We start from the raw sequence: 21,902 nt of genomic DNA, 5'->3' as shown, positions 1-21,902 counted from the left end.
CAGCGGTGGTGCGGCGCGGTCATCGGGATGTCGAGCAACTCGGGCTCTGTGCGGTTTTGGGCTTCTTCGCAAGTGTGGCAAACATGTGGCACCGCATATATCCCCAGTATTGGGAATGGTGTGAAGGCTGGATCAGGCTGGTAGCGAACGAATTACTGATTGATGGACCGGGTGTCGGCCGGTCACCGATCGGCGGTGCTGAACCGATTCAGCGGCGCATCGGCGCCGGTGGGTCGGCGCATGGCTCGCGCCCAAACGAGGAATCCCCAGGCTACGAATCCCGCGTAGACCAGATACAGCGTCGCCGACGGGTAGTAACCCGCACGCACCAGCAGTGGAATGCCGACCAGGTCGACCGCGATCCAGATCAACCAGAACTCGGCCAGCCCCCTGGCCATGCCGTAGGTGGCCAGCACCGAGCCGGTGAAGATCCATGCCTCGGCCCACGGGCCGTAGGAACCGAGCCATTCGAAGAGCTGGGCGAAAACGGCCGTGCCCGCGAGCATCGCCACCACCAGGACGACGCGTTCGCGCGTGCTCGCCCAGCGCGGGTCGACGCCGCGGTGCTCGAGCGCGGTCCCGCGTGCTGCGTGCCGGTACCAGCTCCACCAGCCGTACACGCTGACCGCGATGAACATCAGCTGGCGTCCGGCCTGTCCGGCCATGTTCAGCTGCTGCGGAGTGTGGAACACCCCACCGACGAATACGGTGAACAGCAGCGCGTTTCCGGCGATGCCGACGGGCCAGGCCCAGACCCGCCGCCGCATGCCGCCGATCGCGGAAGCCAAGCCGAAGCCGTTGCCGACCACCTCGCGCCAGAGGATCTCCGAGCCCGCGATGTGCAGCTTGGCGTCGAGCAGCGTGAGGATCGGGTTCACCTGTCGTGTAACCCGCGGCGGGGCGTATCTCATCCGTTCGGATCGCCGCGATCGGAAATGCGCGGTGCGGACCGTAACGATTGCGCAATCTGGCGACGCCATTCGCAATGTCCGTGCAACGGGGTGCTCCTATGGTGGCCGTCATGAGCACGGAGAGCGATACCGCCGGGGGGACCGGAATTCATCTCAGCGGATTGACCAAGACCTTCCGGGTCGGGCGGAAAACCGTGCAGGCGCTGGCGAGCGTCGATCTGCACACCGAGCAGGGCGCGTTCCTGTCGCTGCTCGGTCCGTCCGGCTGCGGCAAGTCGACGGTGCTGCGCATTCTCGCCGGCCTGGAGACGCCGACGGCGGGCAAGGCGCTGATCGACGGCTCGACGCCCGCCGAACTGCGCGGCAAGCACGCGTTCGGCATCGCCTTCCAGGATTCGGCGCTGCTGCCGTGGCGATCGGTGGCGTCGAATATCGCGCTGCCGCTCCAGGTCGCTGGCATCACGCCGGAGCCGGGGCAGATCGATGACCTGATCCGCCTGGTCGGGCTGGACGGCTTCGAGAAGGCCAAGCCCGCGCAGCTGTCCGGCGGCATGCGCCAGCGCGTCTCGATCGCGCGCGCACTGGTGGTGAAGCCCACCGTGCTGCTGCTGGACGAACCGTTCGGAGCGCTGGACGACATGACCAGGCAGCGGCTCAATCTGGAGTTGCTGCGGATCTGGACCGAGAAGCCCGCGACGACGTTGATGGTGACCCATGGCATCGCGGAGGCGGTGTTCCTGTCCGACGTGGTGGCCGTGATGAGCCCGCGGCCGGGGCGGGTGCTGGAACTGGTCGAGATCGATCTGCCGCGTCCACGGCTGCCCGAGATGATGCGGACACCGGAATTCCACAAGCTGCACGACTATCTGTCCGAGCTGCTGTTCGGGACCGCCGGAAAAGGGGGCGTCGCATGAACGAGCACCAACCGGAACGCTGTCTGCGGCACCGTAAGCCGGGCTGGCAGCGGGCGAGCGTGCGCACTCGGCCGCTGCGGCGGCAGCCGTGCGTCCGGCGGACAGGGGATACGGCGTGAAGCGCTTCGGCGGCGTGCTCGGCGTGCTGGGGCTGGTCGCGGTGTGGTGGGCGCTCGCGGCGTTCGAGGTAGCGGGCGGCACCATACCGAGTCCCTGGCAGGTGCTGCACACCATGTACTCCGACGGATGGGGCCTGTACGGCCCTAATTTCCGGATCACCGCGCTCGGCGCGCTGCAGGGATTCGTCTGGGGCAACGGCCTGGCCATCGCCCTGGCCGTCCTGATCGTGCTGGTCCCGCCGATCGAGTCGCTGGCGACCCAGTTGGCGATCCTGAGCTATTGCACTCCGCTGCTCGCGCTGGGCCCGATCATCCTTGTGGTGTTCGGCGGACGCACCCCGACGGTCTTCCTGGCCGCGATGTACTGCTTCTTCACCACTATGGTCGGCACCGTCGCCGGGTTGCGCTCGGCCGACCGGACCAGCCTGGAACTGGTGCGCGCCTACGGCGGCGGACGCTGGCAGCAGTTGTACCGGGTGCAGGCGATCTCGGCGCTGCCGAGCACGTTCGCGGCGTTGAAGATCGCCGCGCCGTCGGCCGTGCTCGGCGCGATCATCGGCGAGTACCTCGGTGGCGTGGACAGCGGCATCGGGGTGGCGTTGACCGCCGCCCAGACCTCCTACAACGTGCCACGCACCTGGGGCATGGCGCTGGCCGCCGCCGCGCTGGCCGGACTCGGCTACGCGCTGGTGGCGCTGGCCGCCCGCCTGGCCGCGCCCTGGACCGTCCGGGAGGCGCGATGAAGATCTCCACGCGCGTTGCGCTGCACCAGGTCACAGGGGAGGCCCGATGAATCTGCTGCGACGGATCGGGATCTTCCTTTTCCCGCTGTGCACATCGCTGGTGCTGATGCTGGTGATCTGGTACGTCTTCCTGAAAGCGTTTCCGCAGGTCGGCCCGCGGGTGGGCAAGACGCCCGGCGATATCTGGACCTACTTGGTGACGGCGCCCAACGCCGCGACCGCGCGGCAGGCGATCCTGGACGACCTGCAGATCACGCTGCGTGACGCGGCGCTCGGGTTCGGCGCGGGCATGCTCGCCGCGTTGGTGGTCGCCGCGCTGTTCGTGTCGTTCGCCGCGATCGAGCAGACCTTCCTGCCGGTGGCGATGCTGCTGCGCTCGGTACCGCTGGTGGCGCTCACGCCGATCATCGTGCTGGTGTTCGGCCGCGGCCAGGCCGGGGTCGCGGTGCTCGCCGCGATCGTGGTGTTCTTCCCCGCGCTGGTCATGATCATGGCGGGATTGCGCAACGCGCCGCGGCAGGCGCTGGAACTGGTGGCCGCGTACGGCGGATCGCGCTGGACCGGGCTGCGCATGGTGGCCGTGCCCGCGGCGCTGCCCTCGGTGTTCGCCGCCGCGCGGATCTCGGTGCCGGGTGCGCTGATCGGCGCGTTGCTCGGTGAGTGGCTCGGCAGCGGCACCGGCCTGGGCGCCGGCTTGATCCGGGCGATCCCCACGTTCCAGTACAGCAAGTTGTGGGCATCGATCGTCATCGTCACGCTGGTCTCGGTGGCGCTCTACGCGATCGTCGGTGTCGTGGAGAACCTGGTGCTGGCCCGGTTCGGACCGGAAGCGGGACGACTCTGACCGAACCGAATTCCTCGCTCGGAACGCCAAAGTAAAGAAAATGAAACGCGCTGCGCTTAGATTCGGCCCATGACACCCGCGCACCGCTCCACGTTCGGGCACCTGAACCGACGCTCCTTCCTCCGTTACTCCGCATTCGCCGGCGCCGCGCTCGGCGGTGCGGGCGCACTGGCCGCCTGCGGAGGGAGCTCCGGTGATTCGCCGGGCGGCACCACCGCGGACGGATCGAAATACGGCGGCGTCGCGGTGCAGCTTTCCTGGCTGAAGAACATCGAATTCGCGGGCGAATACTTCGCCGACTCGAAAGGCTATTTCAAGGAGGCGGGTTTCGGCTCGGTCGACTTGATCGCGGGCGGCGCGGCCAGCACGTCGGTAGAGGCCGGATTGGATACCGGGAAGGTGTGGCTGGGCCTGTCCGCGCCGCAGACCACCGCACCCGCGATCCTGGAGGGCCTGCCCGCCAAGATCGTCGCCACCACGTATCAGAAGAACCCGTTCGCGATCGTGTCCTCCGCGGCGAAACCGATCAAGACGCCCGAGGACATGAAGGGCCGCAAGATCGGTGTGCAGGACACCAACCAGTTGATCTTCAACGCGCTGCTCACCGCCAACGGGTTGAAGCCGGGCGATGTCACCGTCGTGCCCGCCCAATTCGACCCGACCCCGCTGGCCAACGGGGAGGTCGACGGATGGGTCAGCTACGTGACGAACGAGCCGATCACGCTGGCGGCCAAGGGCTTCCAGAACACACACTTCTTGTTCGCCGACTTCAATCTGCCGCTGGTCGCCGAGACGCTCACGGTCGCGCAGTCCACCATCGACAAAGAGCGCGACAAGTTGAAGGCGTTTCTGGCCGCCGAGATCAAGGGCTGGAAGGACGCGGTGGCCGATCCGGCCGAAGCGGCCCGGCTCGCGGTCGAGGTGTACGGCAAGGATCAGAAGCTCGATCTCGCCGAGCAGACGAAAGAGGCTGTCGCGCAGAACGATCTAGTGGTTTCGGGGGATACCGCCACGGGCGGACTGCTCTCGATGACCGACGCCCTGATCGAACAGAACATCGCCGCGCTGCGTGCCGCGAAAATAGACATCAAGGCCGCGCAACTGTTCGACCTGTCCGTATTGCGCGAGGTGTATGCCGAGCACCCCGGCCTGAAATGATCAGAGACCCACAGCGGTTTTCGGCGTGATCGGGATTTCGCCGCTGTACGGATCGACCGCTCGCACCGGCTGCGCGGCGCGGGCGGCCAGCAGTTCGGCCGCGATCGCGACGGCCATCTCGGGCGCGGTGCGTGCGCCGATGTCGAATCCCGCGGGCGAGTGCAGCCGCGACAGCGTCTCCTCGCCGAAACCACCTGCGCGCAGGTCCTCCATGCGCCGGATGTGCACCTGGCGTGACCCCATGGCGCCGAGATAGCCGACCTCGGGTAGTCGCAGCGCCACGGTGAGTAGTGGAATTTCGAATGTGGGATCGTGCGACAGCACGACTATGGCGGTGCTGCTGTCGATTTCACCTGCCGAGGAGAGGATGTTGAGGTAGCGGTGCGGCCAGTCGACCACGACCTCGGCGCCGGGAAACGATTCCGGCGTAGCGAAATTGGGGCGAGAGTCGCAGATGGTCACTCGGTAACCGAGCAACCTGGCCTGCACGGTGAGTGCGGCGGCGAAGGAATTGGCGCCGAAGATGATCAGGCGCGGCGGCGGAGCGAACGAGGCGACGAAGACATCGGAATCGGGTAGCGCGACCAATTCGGTGGCGTGCCGTTTGTCGGTGATCAGGTGCTGGCCGATCAGGTCGGCATCGGAGTTCCACACCACCGTGAAGACGGTGACCCTGCGGTGGGCCGCGATCTCGGCGGCGACCTCCGGGAACTCCGGGAAGTGTCTTCGAGAGAACGGTTCGGTGAAGACGTCCATCATTCCCTCGCCGTGCGCGCCCCCGTCCACGCCGCCGGCCACGCCGAAACGGTGCATCGCGCGGCGGCCGGTCCGCGCGGCCTGGAGCACGGACTCGTAGGCGATGTCCTCCAGCCCGCCCGCGGCGACCGATCCGTAGACGCCCCCGTCCGGGTCGACCAGCATCGCCGAGCCCACCGGTAAGGGCGCGGCGCCCACGGTGCGCACGATGGTGCCGAGTCCGCCGGTCCGGCCCGAGTACCACACCCGCAACAGGTCGTCGACGATGTCCCGCATCAGCTAGCTCCGATCACCGTGCGGTCGTGGCCGGGAAGTCACGATCGACGCCCGTCGCCAAATCGTCGCACGTGACGCACACCATATCGTTTCTGCCGGTCAAATAGGTACGGGCGCCGGAATCTCCTGCGGCCGACCCACAAACCGCATTCCAGTGCTTGTGGGCTATAACAACAGGGTGTCCAGGTGTGTCGTGGAACACAGCGCGCGCCAGGCCGCTGGGGGCCGCGAGCGCGGCGGCGAGCACTCGGGCGACCGCGTCGGCGCCGACATCGGGGGTGTCCACCGGCATGATCGCGGCGTAACGCGCGGGGGTGCTCGCCGCGGCGATCAGGCCCGCCCGTAGCGATGCGCTCAGTCCGGTCGCCCAGTCCGCCGCCCAGACGTGCCGTACGCCCGGCGGCAGATCGACGATCCCCGGCGTCGGGCCGGTCGCGCCGAGGACCACGATGACCGGGTCGCAACCTCCGCCGCGCAGCGCGGCGACCGTGGACCGCAGCCAGGCGCCGTCCTCGGCGAGCACTTTGGGTTTTCCGTAGCGGGTTCCGGCGCCCGCGGCGAGCACGACGCCGGCGCAGGGTGCGACGGCGGGGCGATCAGGGTCGGCCATAGCCTCAAAGGTAATACCGGCCGGTCTGCGCCGCATGATGGGAAACCGGTGCTCAGGCGTGGTTCCGGAGCGACACGCCGAAGGCGATCCCTCCGCTTCCGGTGGCGGCTCGTCCGGTCGTATTCGATGCTGGTCCGATGACGGATCAGCGACGCGGTATCGCGGCGTTCGACGCGCTGTCCGCCGACGCGGCCTACCGGGCGGCGCTCGGCTGCTGCTCGTCGCCGGAGTTCGCGCGGTCGCTGGTCGCGGGCCGTCCGTACCGGAGCGTCGAGGCGCTGCTCGAGGCGGCGGACGGAGCGTTGGCACGGCTGCCGGAGTCCGAGCTCGACTCGGCCATGGCAGGTCACCCCAGGATCGGCGAACGACCGCATTCCGCCGCTTCGGCGCAGGAGCAGGCCGGAGTGGCGGGTTCGGCCGACGCGGTACGCGCGGCGCTCGCCGAGGGCAACCGCGCCTATGAGGAACGGTTCGGGCACATCTACCTGGTGTGTGCGAGCGGAAAGTCGGGTAAGGAGCTGCTCGCGCTGCTCACTGCCCGGTTACGCAATGATCCCGAGACCGAAAGGCAGGTCGTGCGAACAGAATTGGGCAAGATCAATCGGATCCGGCTGCGGGCGCTGCTGGCGGAGCTGTCATGAGCACGCTGAGCACCCATGTGCTGGACGCGGTGCGCGGCGTGCCCGCCGCGGGTGTCACGGTGACGTTGTACCAGCAGGAGCGGCAGCTCGATTCGGGCGAAACGGGCGCGGACGGGCGAATCCGGGCATTGGGCGAAGCGCTCGAAGCCGGAACCTATCGGCTGGTGTTCGACACCGGCGCCTACTTCGCGGGTCAGGGGGTGGAGACCTTCTATCCCGAGGTGAGCATCGCGTTCGCCGTGACGGAGGAACGGCGCTATCACGTCCCATTGCTGTTGTCGCCCTTCGCCTTTTCCACCTATCGAGGGAGCTGAGCATGGAACTGACCGGGCCCATCGTGCTGACCGACCACCGATACGGCAAGGCGGAGAACCGCATCGTCCGGATCCACCGGCAGAGCGCACGGCACGAGATTCGCGACGTGAACGTGTCCACGTTGCTGCGCGGCGATTTCGCCGACGCGTACGTCGCGGGCGACCAGGCGAAGGTCCTGCCCACCGACTCACAGAAGCAGACGGCCTATGCCTTCGCGAAGCGGCCCGGGCTGCGGGCCATCGAGGACTACGCGCTCGCGTTGGCCGATCATTTCGTCGCCGAGATCGAACCGGTGCGCAGCGCGCGTATCGAGGTCGACGAATACGCCTGGCAGCGCGTGACGGTCGACGGTGTGGAACATGATCACACCTGGGTGCGGCAGGGACCGGAAGTGCGCACCGCGGCGGTCACCGTGGCGGGGAAGGGCGCCGAGCGGCGGGCCTGGGTCGTCGGCGGGGTGAAGGACCTGACCATCCTCAAGTCGACCGGCTCGGAGTTCGCCGACTTCCTGAACGACGAGTTCACCGTGCTCGCGCCGACCCGTGATCGAATGCTGGCCACGTCACTGATCGCCGAATGGCGTTTCGCGAGCAGCGCGGGCATCGACTGGGACGAGGTCTACACCGGCGTGCGGGCGCGGCTGGTGGAGACCTTCGCGACGCTGCATTCGAAGGCGTTGCAGCAGACGCTGTTCGAGATGGGCAAGGCCGCGCTGACCGCGTACCCGGTGCTGGCCGAGATCCGGCTCGCGGCGCCGAACAAGCATCACTTCGACTACGACTTGGGCCGCTTCGGCATCGAGAACCACGGGGAGGTCTACCACGCCGACGACCGCCCCTACGGGCTGATCCACGCCACCGTTGCGCGGGCCGACGCGCCGGAAGCGGGTCCCGCGTGGAGCAGGTGACCGTCATCGCGGACTGCGCCGTCGCGACCGTCGACGCCCAGGGGACCGAGTACGCCCGCGGGTACGTCGTCGTGCGGGGCAACCGGATCGACGCGGTCGGCGCGGGGGATCCGCCGGACCTCGGCGCGGACGCGCGGCGCGTCGACGGGCGCGGCTGCCTGCTGACGCCCGGGTTGGTGAACACCCACCAGCACCTCTACCAATGGATCACCCGCGGCCTGGCCACCGACCACACGCTGTTCGAATGGCTCACCACGCTCTACCCGGTCTGGGCGGGCATCGACGAGGACGGGGTGCGCGTGGCCGCCACCGGTGCGCTCGCCACTCTCGCGCGCACCGGGTGCACCACCACCACCGATCACCACTACGTGTTCCCGCGCGACGGCGGTGACCCGCTCGCCGCCGAGATCGCCGCGGCGGCGCAGGTGGGCCTGCGGTTCCATCCCTGTCGCGGCTCGATGGATCTGGGCGCGAGCGCGGGCGGCCTGCCGCCCGATCACCTGGTGGAACGCCTGGACGACATCCTCGCCGCGAGCGCGGAGGCCGTCGCGCGGTGGCACGACCCGTCGTCCGACGCCATGCTGCGGATCGCGCTCGCACCGTGTTCGCCCTTCTCGGTCACCCCCGACCTGCTGCGCGAGTCGGCGGCGCTGGCCCGCGAGCTCGGGGTCCGGCTGCACACCCACCTCGCCGAGACCATCGACGAGCAGGACTATTGCCTGGCGACTTTCGGCTGTACGCCCGCGCGGTACCTGCAGCGGCTGGACTGGCTCGGTCCGGACGTCTGGTACGCGCACGCCGTCCACCTGGACGACGACGCGCTCGCCGCCCTCGCGGAGACCGGTACCGGCGTGGCGCACTGCCCCACGTCGAACGCGCGGCTGGGCGCGGGCATCGCCCGCGTCGCCGACCTGGTCCGCGCGGGCGTTGCGGTGGGGCTCGGCGTGGACGGCGCGGCGAGCAACGAGGCCGGCTCGATGATCGAGGAGCCGCGCCACGCCTTGCTGTGGGCGCGCAATCGGGGCGGCCCGCACGCGATGACTGTGCGCACCGCGCTGGAACTGGCCACCATGGGCGGCGCGCGGGTGCTCGGCCGCGCCGCCGACATCGGTTCGATCGAGGTCGGCAAGCTGGCGGACCTGGCGCTGTGGCGGCTGGACACCGCCGCGCACGCCGGGATCGCGGATCCGGTGACCGCACTGGTGCTCGGCTCGCCTCCACCGCTGGCGGCGCTGCTGGTGAACGGGCGCGAGGTGGTGCGCGACGGTGAGGTGCGGACGGTCGACACCGACGTGGTCGCCGCCGAGGTGGCGCGGGCGCAGGCGAAGCTGCTCGCGAAGGCGGGGTGAGCGACTCGGCGGATCGGGCGTCGGTGGTCCTGCCGGAGTGGGAATCGGCCTACCGTGAGCGGCTGCTGTCGCGTACGGCCTGTGCTGGTCGAGGCGGGTGATGTGGCCCGGCCACCCACCTGCTCGACTGCGCGGGCGAGCAGCACCGGGAACCAGGCGGCGCGGTCGGTGCGGCACTCTCGCCATAGCCGCGCGGTGGTCGGGAATGCCGGGAGCGGTGACGGTGGTGTCGCGTCACCTTCGCCCAAGTGAGAATCGCCGCGCTGATCTGGGCGGGGTGTCGTGCCTGGTCAGGCCGGACGAGCAATACTGAAGCAGTGTCGGCTCGGACGGCCGGTAGCGGGCGCGAGCCGTGGTGTCGCGGACGGCACGCCCGCGTAAGCGCGCGGCCGGGACGGTTCCCGGTCGCTGGTGCCCGTCGCGCGGCGAGGTAACGGCCGCGCAATCTGACGTGCGTCGCGCGCAATACGGCGGCAACCGACTGGCTCTACGGTGACGGAGAGGCAGGAACGAGGTGAGACGTGGACCTGGACACGATTCGCGAGGTGGTGGTCGCTCGCGAGCGCGAAGACCTGGCCGTGCTCGGTGCGTCCACCGCGGTGCTCGCCGGAGGAACCTTCCTGTTCTCCGAGCCGCAGGATCAGCTGCTGCGCCTGGTCGACATCACCGGCCTGGGGTGGCCCGCGTTCGAGATCGTGGATGGCGGACTGGACATCGCCGCCACTTGCACCCTGGCCGAGTTCGCCGGAGCCGCGCCGGGCCGTGAGCTGGGGACGGGGGTGTTGCGCGACCCGTGGCCGGGGACCGCGCTGTTCGCCCGGTCCTGCCGGGCGCTGCTGGCCTCGCACAAGATCTGGCGCACCGCGACCGTCGGGGGCAACGTCTGCCTGGCGTTGCCCGCGGGTGCGGTGCTCGGCGCGCTGGTGGCGCTCGACGGAACGGCGCTGGTGTGGGCCGCGGACGGCGCCGATCGGGAGATTCCGATGCGGGAGTTCGTCCTCGGTCCGGGTCGTACGGCGCTGCGGCCCGGCGACGTGCTGCGCTCGATTCGCCTACCGCGCTCGAGTCTCTTGGCCCGCACCAGCTTTCGAAAGATCGCGCTCGCCCCGCTCGGCCGCTCCGGTGCCGTCGTAATGGGGCGGAGGGAAGGCAGTGGCCGTAGCGCGGTAACGATCACGGCCGCCACGATCAGGCCCGTCGTCCTGGACTTCGCCGCCCCGCCCTCCGAGGGCGAGATGCGCGATGCCATGCACACGATCGACTCGGCGTTGTGGTTCGACGATCCGCACGGGTCGCCGGAGTGGCGCAGGCATGTCTCGGGAGTGCTCGCCGACGAGGTCGCCGCGGAACTGCGGGGAAGCTGATGCGATTCGAAGTGGACGGCAGGACCGTCGACATCGCGGCGCGGCCGGGTCAGTGCCTGCGGACGGCGCTGCGCGACAGCGGCAACCTGGCGGTGAAGAAGGGCTGTGACACGGGCGATTGCGGGGCCTGCTCGGTGCTGGTCGACGGAATGACGGTGCACTCCTGCGTCTTTCCCGCCTTTCGCGCCGCCGGACGCGCTGTCACCACCGCCGCCGGACTCGGAACGCCCGAGCATCCGCACCCGGTGCAGCGCCGGTTCGTCGCCGACGCCGCGTTCCAATGCGGGTTCTGCACCGCGGGCATGGTGGTCACGGCCGCGGGGCTCGGGTGTGCCGCCGACGAGCAGGCCGGCGTGGCGGGCGACGAACTCGCCGAGCTGATGAAGGGCAACCTCTGCCGCTGCACGGGTTACCGCGCCATCCGCGCCGCGCTGGGCGAGCAGCTCACTCCGGACGATCCTGCCGCCGTGGCACCGGATCCGGCCGCGGCGATCGTAGGAGCGTGCGCCCCGGCCGGGCCGCGCATCGTCTCCGGACGCGAGCCGTACACCTTCGACTTGCCGCGACCGGGCGACGCCGACACCGCGCCACCGTCCGCGCCGCTGCACATCGCGGTGCTGCGAAGCCCGCACCCGCACGCGCGAATCCGCTCGATCGGCACCACCGCCGCCGAGGCACTACCCGGCGTGCACGCGGTGCTCACCCATGCCGACGCGCCGGACGTGCCGTTCTCCACCGCGCGGCACGAGCTGCGCACCGACGACCCCGACGACACCTATGTGCTCGACCGCACGGTTCGCTTCGTGGGGCAGCGGGTGGCCGCGGTGGTGGCCGACAGCGTCGCGATCGCCCGCGAGGGATGCCGTCTGCTGGAGGTCGACTACGAGGTCCTGCCCGCGGTGTTCGATCCGCAGGACGCGCTGCGCCCCGGCGCGCCGAAACTGCACGGCGACAAGCCCCCCTCGGCCCGGATCGTCGATCCCGGCCGCAACCTGGTCGCCGAACTGCACGGCGAGGTGGGTGACGTCGCCGCGGGTCTGGCTGCCGCGGCGCATGTCGTACGCGGCGTCTGGGATTCGCCGCGGGGTCAGCATGTGCACTTGGAGACACACGGCGGCGTCGGCTGGCTGGACGACGCCGGACGCCTGGTCATCCGGTGCAGCACCCAGGTCCCGTTCCTGGTCCGCGACGAATTGTGCCGCCTGTTCGGCCGGTCGTCCGCGCAGGTGCGGGTGTTCGCGGCCAGGGTCGGCGGCGGGTTCGGCGCGAAACAGGAGATGCTGGCCGAGGACCTGATCGCGCTGGCCGTGCTGCGCACCGGCAGACCGGTGCAATACGAGTTCACGCGCTCCGACGAATTCACCGCCGCGACCTGCCGCCATCCCATGCGGGTCGCGGTGACGGCGGGGGCCGACGCGCGCGGTGTGCTGACCGCCTTGGCCGTCGACGTGCTCGCCGACACCGGCGCGTACGGCAATCACAGCGGCGGGGTGATGTATCACGGCGTCGGTGAGTCGGTGGAGCTGTACCGCTGTGCCAACAAGCGGGTCGACGCGCAGGCGGTGTACACCAACAACGTTCCCTCCGGCGCGTTCCGCGGATACGGCCTCGGGCAGGTGATCTTCGCGGTGGAGTCGGCTCTCGACGAACTCGCGCACGCGCTCGGCATGGACCCGTTCGAACTGCGCCGCAGCAACGCGGTAGCGCCGGGCGACCGGTTCGTCGGCGCCGCGGTGAACGAGAGCGACCTCATGTTCGGCAGCTACGGCCTGGACCAATGCCTCGACCTCGCCGAACGAGCGCTGCTGCGCGGCAACGACGTGCACGCGCCCGGCCCGGAGTGGCGGGTGGGTACGGGCATGGCCGCCGCGATGATCGCGACCGTCCCGCCGCGCGGTCACCGGTCGACCGCGACGGCCGCGCTGCTGCCCGACGGCCGCTACGAGATCCGGGTCGGCACGGCGGAATTCGGCAACGGAACGACGACGGTGCACGCGCAGCTCGCCGCTACCGCGCTGGACACCGAGGTGGACCGCATCGTGGTCCGGCACGGCGACACCGACCTGGTGGACCACGACACCGGCGCGTTCGGCTCCACCGGCATCGTGGTCGCGGGCAAGGCCGTCTACGCGGCGGCGTGCGCGTTGCGCGGGCTTCTGCTGGCCAGGGCGGCGGAACTGACCGGCGTCGCCGAGCGGGACTGCGCGCTGAACTCCGGCGGCGTGCACTGCGGCGACCGGCTGCTCACCGCCGCCGAACTGCTGACCGGTGGCGACCTCACCGCGCGCGCCGAGCACGACGGCAGTCCCAGGTCGGTGAGCTTCAACGTGCACGCTTTCCGCGTCGCCGTGCACCCGGACACCGGGGCGGTGCGCATCCTCCAATCGATCCAGGCCGCCGACGCGGGGACGGTGCTCAACCCGGTGCAGTGCCGCGGGCAGATCGAGGGCGGCGCGGCTCAGGCCATCGGCACGGCGCTGTACGAGGACATGCGCAGCGCGCACGGTGTGGTGGGTGCGCAGACCCTGCGGCACTACCACATACCGCAATTCGCCGACGTGCCGCGCACAGAGGTCTACTTCGCCGAGACGTCCGACGCGCTCGGTCCGTTGGGGGCCAAGTCGATGAGCGAATCGCCGTACAACCCGGTCGCGCCCGCGCTGGCCAACGCGATCCGCGACGCGGTCGGCGTGCGCCTGTACGGGCTGCCGATGACCGCGGACCGGGTCTGGGCCGCCCTGCGGGAGAAGGGATCACGATGAACAAGGTGCCGGAGAACGTCCGCGCCCGGATCGAGGCGATGCTCGACGCGGTCGACACCGAGCTGCGCCGCCGATACCCCGGCTCGAACGGTCGCTCGCAACCGAGCCACACCGTGTACGTCCCGGCCGACCGGGTCACCGAGGAGACTCCCGGGGAATGGGGCGCGACCGCGGTCGAACTACTCGACCGCCACCACGATCTGCTGACCACTCTCGACGGCACCGATTCGCTTCCCGACGTGCGCAAACGGCTGGAAGCCGACCCGGTCCAGGATCTGCGCATCGACTTCGAGGACGGCTACGGCCTGCGCGCCGACGCCGAGGAGGACCGCGCGGCCACGGCGGCGGGCGCGGTGCTGGCTGCCTGGGCACGGCGCCCCGGAGGCCCGGCGAGCAGCGGCATCCGGATGAAGGGTTTGGGCGGCGGCGAGCGTCGCCGGGCGCTGCGCACGCTCGGCCTCGTGTTGGAGGGCGCGGGCGGCGTGCCCGAGGGGTTCGTCTTCACGGTGCCGAAGATCCGTGCGGCGCAGCAGGTTCCCGCCCTGGTGCAGCTGTGCGTAGGGCTGGAACGCGGGTACGGCATCGCCGAGGGCAGCCTGTGCTTCGAACTGCAGATCGAGAGCCCGCAGGCGATCCTGGCCGCGGATGGCACCGCGCCGGTGGCCGCCATGCTCACCCTCTCCGAAGGACGATGCAGCGCGTTGCATTTCGGTACGTACGACTACACCGCCGCTTGTGGGGTCGCCGCACCGGATCAGGCGCTCGACCACCCGGCCGCCGATTACGCCAAGGCGGTCATGCAAGTCGCGGCCGCGCAGACCGGGGTGTGGGTATGCGATGGTTCCACCCAGATCGTGCCCGACGCCGACCCGGAGGCCGCGCTGCGCAACCACCACCGATTGGTTGCCCGGGCGTTGCGGCGCGGGTACTACCAGGGCTGGGACATGCATCCGGGTCACTTGGTCACCCGCTGGCTGGCCACCTACGACTTCTTCCGCCGGGCGATCGACGTCGCGGTGCCGCGACTGCGGGACTACCTCGCTCGACGCGGCGGCGACATCGTCGACGAGCCCGCCACCGCGGAAGCGCTGGCCGCCACGGTGCTGCGTGGCATCGATTGCGGTGCCCGCCCGAACGCGGGGACTCCGGAACTCACCGAGACGGTTCTGCGAGCCCTGGCGGCACGCGCGCCGATACCGGAGGCGCCGTGATCGGCCATCCGAACGGGACTATCCCGCACGACACAGGAGACGCGATGCGTGACCGGGGCGACGACGACGAATTCACGCTGCTGCCGGACCTGGCGGTCCGGCCGCTGGGCGGTTCGGTGATCTGGGCGAACGACGAATTCTTCGCGGAGAAAGAGAATCTGATCAACCCGGGGCCCGCCCAGTACCGGCCGTCCGACTTCGGGCACAAAGGACAGATCTACGACGGCTGGGAGACCCGCCGACACCGCGGGCAACCCGGCGACGACGCCGCGATCGTGCGGCTCGGCGTGCCCGGCGTGATCCGCGGGATCGTGGTGGACACGGCGTGGTTCAAGGGCAATTACCCGCCCGCCGTCTCGGTGTCCGCGTTGGAGGTCGAGGACTATCCGCCCGCGGAAACCATCGCCGCACGCGACGATTGGGTGATGCTGGTCGATCGCTCGCCGATTGCGGGCGACCACCGCAATCCTTTCGCCGTCGAGAACGAGAAGCGCTGGACGCATGTGAAACTCACCATGCACCCCGACGGCGGCGTGGCCAGGCTGCGGGTGCACGGCGAAGGACGTCCCGACCCGCGCCTGCTCGGCCTCGGTCCGCTGGACCTGGCCGCGCTGGAGAACGGCGCGCTGGTGCTGGACTGCTCCAATCGCTTCTACAGCTCGCCGAACCAGTTGCTGTATCCCGGCTGGGCCCGGTCCATGGGTGAGGGCTGGGAGACCGCCCGCCGCAGGGACGACGGCAACGACTGGGTGCGCATCCGCCTGGCCGGGCCGGGACTGATCCGGCTCGCCGAGCTGGATACGTCCTACTTCCTGGGCAACAGTCCGGGCGCCGCCCGGCTGACCGGTCGCACCAACGACGGCACCGAGCTGGAGTTGTTGCCGCGCACCCCGCTCCAACCCGACACCAGGCACCGGTTCCCGATCGCGCCGATGGCGGCGTCGGTGGAGGAGGTGCGGCTGGACATCTACCCGGACGGCGGGCTGGCGCGGCTGCGCCTGTACGGAGAGCTCGGCGCATGAGCGGGCGAATGTCGGCGGTGTGTCGGGCCGCGCCTGCTCGGCGTATGTACGCGTGGGCGTCCACACAGTGTGGAGCCGCGCCTGCGGGGCGAGCTCGGCACATGAACACGCGGGCATCGGCAGCGCGTACCGAGCCGTGTTTTCGTGAGGCGCGCTGATGAGGGACTTCGTCGGCTACGGCCCGCGTCCGCCGGACCCGCAGTGGCCGGGAGAGGCGCGGATCGCGGTCCAGTTCGTGCTCAACTACGAGGAGGGCGGCGAGAACAACGTCCTCGACGGTGACGAGTTCTCTGAGACGTTCCTGTCGGAAATGACTCCCGCCGAAGCCTTTCCGAACCGCCACATGAGCATGGAGTCGCTCTACGAGTACGGCTCACGCGCCGGGTTGTGGCGAGTGCTGCGCGTCTTCGAACGGCGCGCGTTGCCGCTGACGATCTTCGCGGTCGCCCGAGCTCTGCAACGTAACCCGGAGGCGGTGGCCGCCTTCGGCGAATTGGGCCATGAGATCGCCTGCCACGGTCTGCGCTGGAAGTCCTACCAGCTCACCGACCGCGACACCGAGCGTGCGCACATGGCCGAGGCGGTGCGCGTCCTCACCGAACTGACCGGCTCCGCGCCGCTGGGCTGGTACACCGGCCGCGATTCGCCGAACACCAGGGAGCTGGTGGTCGAGCACGGCGGCTTCGCCTACGACGCCGATTCCTACGCCGACGACCTGCCCTATTGGGTGCGCGTGCTCGACCGCGACCACTTGGTGGTGCCCTACACCTTGGACACCAACGACATGCGATTCGCCTCGCCCGCCGGTTTCCCCACCGGCGAACAATTCTTCGCACACGTCCGCGACGCCTTCGACGTCCTCTACCGCGAAGGAGCGGAAGGTAATCCGAAAATGCTGTCCATCGGCCTGCACTGCCGCCTCATCGGCCGCCCCGCCCGCACCGCCGCCTTGGAACGCCTACTCGACCACATCCAGTCCTACGACCAGGTCTGGATCACCCGCCGCATCGACATAGCGCGACATTGGCGCGCGGTGCACCCACCGGTTGCATCCTTTTGAGTTCGCTCGGACCGCAACCAGCAACGAAGTAGCCGAACCATCACATGAGCGTTGGCTTTCAGAGCCGGAAACCGATAGGTGCGCACGCCGAGGTGAGACGCGAAAAGTAGGGGCTATCACCGGCATTCAGTCATTCATACGCTTCTTGGAGACAGTGAAGACGAGTGCCGGAGCTAGTTCTCGCGTTCATGACGGCAGGAGAAAACATGACGAAGAAAATCGCGGCCACCGTGCTGGTCACCGCCGCCCTATCACTGCCGGTCACGGCCACCGCGCCCGCCGCGATAGCCGCCCCGCTCAGCACTGGTTCATCCTCCGGCTCAGGCAAAACAGTGAACAACCTGATCTGCTCGATCCGTAGCTACCTCGGCATGGGCGGCTGCGTCTACCTTCCCTGACGCGTCGCGAGCGGCACATGGCTGTGGCGAAGCGCGAGAAGACCGCTCGGTGATGTGCCGCTCGCAGTCGTCGGGCTCGTGGCGGGCGTCAGAGATCGGCGCGGGGTTCGCGGGGGCGTAGGTGGCGGGTCAGGGTCGTGAGCGCGTCGAGCACCTCGCGCAGGGCGGCTGGGTTGTTGTCGGCCAGCGCCGCCGCCACCGCGTCGTCCACTGGTGTTGCTCGTACTTCGGCGACTCGTGGTGAGGCATGGTCGGCCGCGCGGACGAGGGTGCGCCGGCGGTCGCGTGGGTCGACCGTCGAGGTGATCGCACCGGCCTCCTTGAGTCTGGCGACGGCGGTGGATACCGCGCTTTGCGGTAATCCGGTGCGGGCGGCGATCTCGCCCACGGTGCTGTCCGGGTGCTCGAGGATGTCGCTCGACACGACGAGCACGGGGCGGTGTCCGCCGCCGAGTCCCGCCGTCGGCAGCGCCTCCTCGCCGATCTTGATCAACGTCCGGCCCAGCAGGAACAGTTCGACTCCTTCCACGACGGAGAACTTTACATCAATTCAGATGCATCAGACTTGATGTATCTGAATTGATGGATTAGCCTTGTCCGCATGAACACGATTGCCACCGGCACTCTCGAAGTCCCCGGAGCCGACCTCTACTACGAAGTTCGCGGCAGCGGCCCGATGCTCCTGATCTCGCAGAGCGGCGAGGGAGACGCGCGGCGCAGCGAAGATCTGGTCCGTCATCTCGAGCGGCGCTTCACCGTCGTCACGTACGACCGGCGCGGACTGTCCCGCAGCGTCCTTCGCGATCCGGGCGCTCCCGCCTCGGTCGCGACGCACGCCGACGACGTCTATCGCCTGCTGTCCACGTTGACCGACGAGCCCGTGGCAATGCTCGGGTGCAGCATGGGCGCGGCCATCGGATTGCATCTGGCGGTCGAGCACCCGGACCGGCTGCACACTCTCGTCGCGCACGAGCCCGTCACGCCGTGGCTGCTCGCCGCCGCCGACCGCGCCGCCCAACTCGGCGAGCTCGAACACTGTGAGCAGGTGTTCGCCGAGCGCGGGTGGCAGGCGGCGCTCGCCCCGATGGTGCGGACGCTGGGGATCGCTCCGGAGAGCCAGGATCGCGAACCCGGCGTCACCGCGCCGCCGCTCGGCCCCGAGCGCGCCGCGAATTTCGAATATTTCCTCGGACACGACTTCGCCGCGATCCGCGCCGACCACCTCGACGTCGCGGCCTTGCGGCAGTCGCCGGTGCGCATCGTCCCGGCCTGCGGCAGCACCACACCGCAGCACGTGTTCGATTACAAGGCCGCCCACGAGCTGGCGGCACTGCGCGGCGTGCCGGTGGTGGAGTTCCCTGGCGGGCACAACGGAAATCTGACACATCCAGCCGGATGGGCCGCGAAAGTATGCGAAGTCCTCGGTGAACCCTGAGCCTCCCGGTAAGGAGTGAGGGTGGCCGGAGCGTGAATGTCGGCGCTCCCGAACCGCAGGGGCTCGTCGGAAACAAGCCCTCGCCGGGCAGTGCGGTGGCGTGGCCCACACAAAAGGCAGCCGCCGGGACTTGTGAAGGTCCTCACAGTTGGGAATGGCGGAGCCGGGATAAGGGGGCCGCTCGCCGATCGCTAACAGTACGAGCGTTACGCTAAAATCCCACGTCAGAGCTACCGGCCGGTAGATTGCACTACTGCAATTCGAGGGCAAATTTTGCAGACTTAGCAAAGAGGGCGGAAAACCTAGCTCAGATTCACACTAACAACAGGTAGACGCCTATTTCTTCATGTGCCATCGTGTGGAAGTACACCCCAAGGGCCTAGCAAGCCTGCAAATCGCCGCTCCAGCAGTACGAGCTGTTTCGTAGCTCGACCGGGCGGCAGCACCGAACGAGGAAGTGGAGTCACAGATGTCGACCACCGGCACCCCGAGGACCACCGCGGAAATCCAGAAGGATTGGGACACCAACCCGCGCTGGAAGGGCGTCACCCGTAACTACACCGCGGAGCAGGTGTCGAAGCTCCAGGGCACGGTCGTCGAGGAGGCCACCCTCGCCCGCCGCGGCTCGGAGATCCTGTGGGATCTCGTCAACAACGAGGACTACATCAACTCCCTCGGCGCTCTCACCGGCAACCAGGCGGTCCAGCAGGTCCGCGCCGGCCTGAAGGCCATCTACCTGTCGGGTTGGCAGGTCGCCGGTGACGCGAACCTGTCCGGCCACACCTACCCCGACCAGTCGCTGTACCCGGCCAACTCGGTTCCGTCCGTGGTCCGCCGCATCAACAACGCGCTGCTGCGCGCCGACGAGATCGCCAAGGTCGAGGGCGACACCTCGGTTCAGAACTGGCTGGCCCCGATCGTCGCCGACGCCGAGGCCGGCTTCGGTGGCGCGCTGAACGCCTACGAGCTGCAGAAGGCCATGATCGCCGCCGGCGCCGCCGGTGTGCACTGGGAGGACCAGCTGGCCTCCGAGAAGAAGTGCGGCCACCTGGGCGGCAAGGTGCTGATCCCCACCCAGCAGCACATCCGCACCCTGACCTCCGCGCGTCTGGCCGCCGACGTCGCCGACGTGCCGTCGGTGATCATCGCCCGCACCGACGCCGAGGCCGCCACCCTGATCACCTCGGACGTGGACGAGCGCGACCGTGAGTTCCTGGACGGCACCCGCACCCCCGAGGGCTTCTTCGGTGTGAAGAACGGCATCGAGCCCTGCATCGCGCGTGCCAAGGCCTACGCCCCCTACGCCGACCTCATCTGGATGGAGACCGGCGTGCCGGACCTCGAGGTCGCGCGCAAGTTCGCCGAGGCCGTCCGTGGCGAGTTCCCGGACCAGCTGCTGGCCTACAACTGCTCGCCGTCCTTCAACTGGAAGGCGCACCTGGACGACGCGACCATCGCGAAGTTCCAGCGTGAGCTCGGCGCGATGGGCTTCAAGTTCCAGTTCATCACCCTGGCCGGCTTCCACTCGCTCAACTACGGCATGTTCGACCTGGCCTACGGCTACGCCCGCGAGGGCATGACCGCCTTCGTCGACCTGCAGGAGCGCGAGTTCAAGGCCGCCGCCGAGCGTGGCTTCACGGCCATCAAGCACCAGCGTGAGGTCGGCGCGGGTTACTTCGACACCATCGCCACCACCGTGGACCCGAACACCTCCACCGCGGCGCTCAAGGGCTCCACCGAAGAGGGCCAGTTCCACTGAGCTGTGTTGAATGCAGCGCCTCCGGCGCTGGTGTTCACGGCCCCTCATGGCTTGCGTCCGAGCGTCCGAGACTCGCGCCTCCGGCGCATGCGCTTCGGCCACTCGGACGCAAGCCGGGCCGCGAACAGCGCTCGATGGCCTCGCGCGTGGGTGGTTGCGTAAGCGGCCGAACTCACGAACGGATGCCTACAACAACTGGTGCTCGCCAAGGGAAGTGAGGTTCCCGACGTGAAAACCGACAATCCTCTACTCCGGTAGGGGTGTACTGCCCTCCCCGCTGAACAGCCCCGGCGGGGAGGGCATCCCTATACCTTGGACCATCGAAGGGCGCGCTCACACCGGAGCGACACCTTCGCAGACCAGCCACCCCAGAGCCAGACAACCCAGCAGGAGCGGGACGTGAGCAGCGAAAAGATCCAACGCGTCGGTGTCATCGGCGCCGGCCAGATGGGCGCCGGAATCGCGGAGGTGTGTGCCAGGGCGCACGTCGACGTACTGGTGTACGAGCAGACCCGGGAACTGGCCGCGGCGGGCCGCGCGCGCATCCTGCGGTCCCTCGATCGCGGCGTGAGCAGCGGCAAGATCACCGAGCGCGAACGCGAGCAGGCCGCCTGGCGGCTGCGGTTCACCTCCGACCTCGGCGACTTCGCCGACCGTCAGCTGGCGGTCGAGGCGGTGCTCGAGGACGAGAAGGTGAAGACGAGCATCTTCGCCGAGCTCGACAAGGTCGTCACCGACCCTTCGGCCGTACTGGCCTCCAACACTTCCTCCATCCCGATCATGAAGATCGCGGTCGCCACGGCGAACCCCGAGCGCGTGGTCGGCATGCACTTCTTCAACCCCGTCCCGGTGTTGCCGCTGGTCGAGCTGGTCACCACGCTCAAGACCAGTGAGTCGGTCTCCGCGCGGGCCGAGGCGTTCGCGGGCGACGTGCTCGGCAAGCAGGTCGTGCGCTCGGCCGACCGCTCCGGTTTCGTGGTCAACGCGCTGCTGGTGCCGTACCTGCTGTCGGCGATCCGGATGGTCGAGTCCGGCTTCGCCACCAAGGAGGACGTCGACAAGGCGATGGTGCTCGGCTGCGCCCACCCGATGGGCCCGCTGGCGCTGACCGACCTGGTCGGCCTGGACACCGTGAAGTCCATCGCCGACTCGATGTACGGCGAGTTCAAGGAGCCGCTGTACTCGGCACCGCCGCTGCTGATGCGCATGGTCGAGGCGGGACTGCTCGGCAAGAAGACCGGCGCGGGTTTCTACCAATACAACAATCGCTAGATCTCTGAAGTCTCGCGTCCGAGCGTCCGTTGCCCGCGCCCGTGGCGAAGGCGCAACGGACACTCGGACGTGAGAC

At 69.1% G+C, this 21,902-nt stretch carries 21 protein-coding genes; 17 read left to right on the top strand and 4 right to left on the bottom strand.

The window, feature by feature from the left end; translation table 11 throughout:
• Positions 1 to 182: 182 nt before the first annotated feature.
• Positions 183 to 878, bottom strand: coding sequence for a nicotinamide riboside transporter PnuC (gene pnuC / locus ABZ824_RS08865; protein WP_356962661.1), 696 nt, complete (start codon positions 876 to 878; stop codon positions 183 to 185).
• 143 nt (positions 879 to 1,021) lie between these two features.
• Between pnuC and ABZ824_RS08860 the strand changes: the two genes are divergently transcribed.
• The 4 genes from ABZ824_RS08860 to ABZ824_RS08845 all read left to right on the top strand — a co-directional run bounded on the left by ABZ824_RS08860 (position 1,022) and on the right by ABZ824_RS08845 (position 4,689).
• Positions 1,022 to 1,825, top strand: a complete 804-nt coding sequence (locus ABZ824_RS08860) for an ABC transporter ATP-binding protein (protein WP_355071802.1) — start codon at positions 1,022 to 1,024, stop codon at positions 1,823 to 1,825.
• A gap of 115 nt (positions 1,826 to 1,940) precedes the next feature.
• The gene (locus ABZ824_RS08855) at positions 1,941 to 2,687 is read left to right on the top strand and encodes an ABC transporter permease subunit (RefSeq protein WP_355071804.1); all 747 of its coding nucleotides are present in this window, start codon (positions 1,941 to 1,943) and stop codon (positions 2,685 to 2,687) included.
• A gap of 46 nt (positions 2,688 to 2,733) precedes the next feature.
• Positions 2,734 to 3,531 carry an ABC transporter permease subunit gene (locus ABZ824_RS08850; RefSeq protein WP_355071806.1) on the top strand — a complete coding sequence of 266 codons (798 nt, stop codon included), beginning with the start codon at positions 2,734 to 2,736 and terminating at the stop codon, positions 3,529 to 3,531.
• Positions 3,532 to 3,600: 69 nt separating this feature from the next.
• A complete protein-coding gene (locus ABZ824_RS08845; RefSeq protein WP_356962659.1) occupies positions 3,601 to 4,689 on the top strand; it encodes an ABC transporter substrate-binding protein in 1,089 nt (362 codons plus the stop codon).
• Here the strand turns inward: ABZ824_RS08845 and ABZ824_RS08840 are convergent, their stop codons facing one another.
• Both ABZ824_RS08840 and ABZ824_RS08835 read right to left on the bottom strand, forming a co-directional pair.
• Positions 4,690 to 5,721, bottom strand: coding sequence for an XdhC family protein (locus ABZ824_RS08840; protein WP_355071809.1), 1,032 nt, complete (start codon positions 5,719 to 5,721; stop codon positions 4,690 to 4,692).
• Between the two features lie 13 nt (positions 5,722 to 5,734).
• Positions 5,735 to 6,331 (bottom strand): NTP transferase domain-containing protein, encoded by a 597-nt coding sequence (locus ABZ824_RS08835; RefSeq protein ID WP_356962658.1) that lies wholly within the window; start codon positions 6,329 to 6,331, stop codon positions 5,735 to 5,737.
• Positions 6,332 to 6,468: 137 nt separating this feature from the next.
• On the opposite strand from ABZ824_RS08835, the gene uraD reads away from it, so the two are divergent.
• The 10 genes from uraD (at position 6,469) to ABZ824_RS08785 (ending at position 17,360) form a co-directional block, all read left to right on the top strand.
• Positions 6,469 to 6,972, top strand: coding sequence for a 2-oxo-4-hydroxy-4-carboxy-5-ureidoimidazoline decarboxylase (gene uraD, locus ABZ824_RS08830; RefSeq protein WP_356962656.1), 504 nt, complete (start codon positions 6,469 to 6,471; stop codon positions 6,970 to 6,972).
• Positions 6,969 to 7,286: a hydroxyisourate hydrolase gene (gene uraH, locus ABZ824_RS08825; protein WP_355071813.1), complete on the top strand. Its 318-nt coding sequence runs from the start codon at positions 6,969 to 6,971 to the stop codon at positions 7,284 to 7,286. The genes uraD and uraH overlap by 4 nt, the downstream gene beginning before the upstream one ends.
• Positions 7,287 to 7,288: 2 nt before the next feature.
• A complete protein-coding gene (pucL, locus tag ABZ824_RS08820; RefSeq protein WP_356962655.1) occupies positions 7,289 to 8,194 on the top strand; it encodes a factor-independent urate hydroxylase in 906 nt (301 codons plus the stop codon).
• Positions 8,182 to 9,543, top strand: coding sequence for an 8-oxoguanine deaminase (locus ABZ824_RS08815; RefSeq protein ID WP_356962654.1), 1,362 nt, complete (start codon positions 8,182 to 8,184; stop codon positions 9,541 to 9,543). The genes pucL and ABZ824_RS08815 overlap by 13 nt, the downstream gene beginning before the upstream one ends.
• 521 nt (positions 9,544 to 10,064) lie before the next feature.
• Positions 10,065 to 10,907 (top strand): FAD binding domain-containing protein, encoded by an 843-nt coding sequence (locus tag ABZ824_RS08810; protein ID WP_356962653.1) that lies wholly within the window; start codon positions 10,065 to 10,067, stop codon positions 10,905 to 10,907.
• The gene (locus ABZ824_RS08805; RefSeq protein ID WP_356962652.1) at positions 10,907 to 13,669 is read left to right on the top strand and encodes a molybdopterin cofactor-binding domain-containing protein; all 2,763 of its coding nucleotides are present in this window, start codon (positions 10,907 to 10,909) and stop codon (positions 13,667 to 13,669) included. Before ABZ824_RS08810 ends, ABZ824_RS08805 begins: the two co-directional genes overlap by 1 nt.
• Entirely contained in the window at positions 13,666 to 14,880 is a 1,215-nt protein-coding gene (locus ABZ824_RS08800; RefSeq protein WP_356962651.1) for an aldolase/citrate lyase family protein, read from the top strand. The genes ABZ824_RS08805 and ABZ824_RS08800 overlap by 4 nt, the downstream gene beginning before the upstream one ends.
• Positions 14,881 to 14,924: 44 nt before the next feature.
• A complete protein-coding gene (gene alc, locus ABZ824_RS08795; RefSeq protein ID WP_355071820.1) occupies positions 14,925 to 15,902 on the top strand; it encodes an allantoicase in 978 nt (325 codons plus the stop codon).
• 157 nt (positions 15,903 to 16,059) lie between these two features.
• Positions 16,060 to 16,962, top strand: coding sequence for an allantoinase PuuE (puuE, locus tag ABZ824_RS08790; RefSeq protein ID WP_356962649.1), 903 nt, complete (start codon positions 16,060 to 16,062; stop codon positions 16,960 to 16,962).
• A gap of 206 nt (positions 16,963 to 17,168) precedes the next feature.
• Positions 17,169 to 17,360, top strand: a complete 192-nt coding sequence (locus ABZ824_RS08785; RefSeq protein WP_356962648.1) for a hypothetical protein — start codon at positions 17,169 to 17,171, stop codon at positions 17,358 to 17,360.
• A gap of 88 nt (positions 17,361 to 17,448) precedes the next feature.
• Here ABZ824_RS08785 and ABZ824_RS08780 read toward each other — a convergent pair whose 3' ends face one another.
• Positions 17,449 to 17,889: a helix-turn-helix domain-containing protein gene (locus ABZ824_RS08780; RefSeq protein ID WP_356962646.1), complete on the bottom strand. Its 441-nt coding sequence runs from the start codon at positions 17,887 to 17,889 to the stop codon at positions 17,449 to 17,451.
• Between the two features lie 72 nt (positions 17,890 to 17,961).
• Between ABZ824_RS08780 and ABZ824_RS08775 the strand changes: the two genes are divergently transcribed.
• From ABZ824_RS08775 to ABZ824_RS08765, 3 genes are all read left to right on the top strand, one after another.
• The gene (locus tag ABZ824_RS08775; RefSeq protein WP_356962645.1) at positions 17,962 to 18,795 is read left to right on the top strand and encodes an alpha/beta fold hydrolase; all 834 of its coding nucleotides are present in this window, start codon (positions 17,962 to 17,964) and stop codon (positions 18,793 to 18,795) included.
• A gap of 469 nt (positions 18,796 to 19,264) precedes the next feature.
• On the top strand, positions 19,265 to 20,554 hold the full coding sequence (aceA, locus tag ABZ824_RS08770; protein WP_355071838.1) for an isocitrate lyase: 1,290 nt from the start codon (positions 19,265 to 19,267) through the stop codon (positions 20,552 to 20,554).
• Between the two features lie 399 nt (positions 20,555 to 20,953).
• Positions 20,954 to 21,826, top strand: a complete 873-nt coding sequence (locus tag ABZ824_RS08765; protein ID WP_355071840.1) for a 3-hydroxybutyryl-CoA dehydrogenase — start codon at positions 20,954 to 20,956, stop codon at positions 21,824 to 21,826.
• Positions 21,827 to 21,902: the final 76 nt, after the last annotated feature.

The organism is Nocardia sp. NPDC047038 (assembly GCF_040644075.1).
In the GTDB taxonomy this organism is placed as follows: domain Bacteria; phylum Actinomycetota; class Actinomycetes; order Mycobacteriales; family Mycobacteriaceae; genus Nocardia; species Nocardia sichangensis.
The sequence above is the reverse complement of the archived record's forward strand: the minus strand, read 5'-3'. Positions and strand labels throughout refer to the sequence as shown.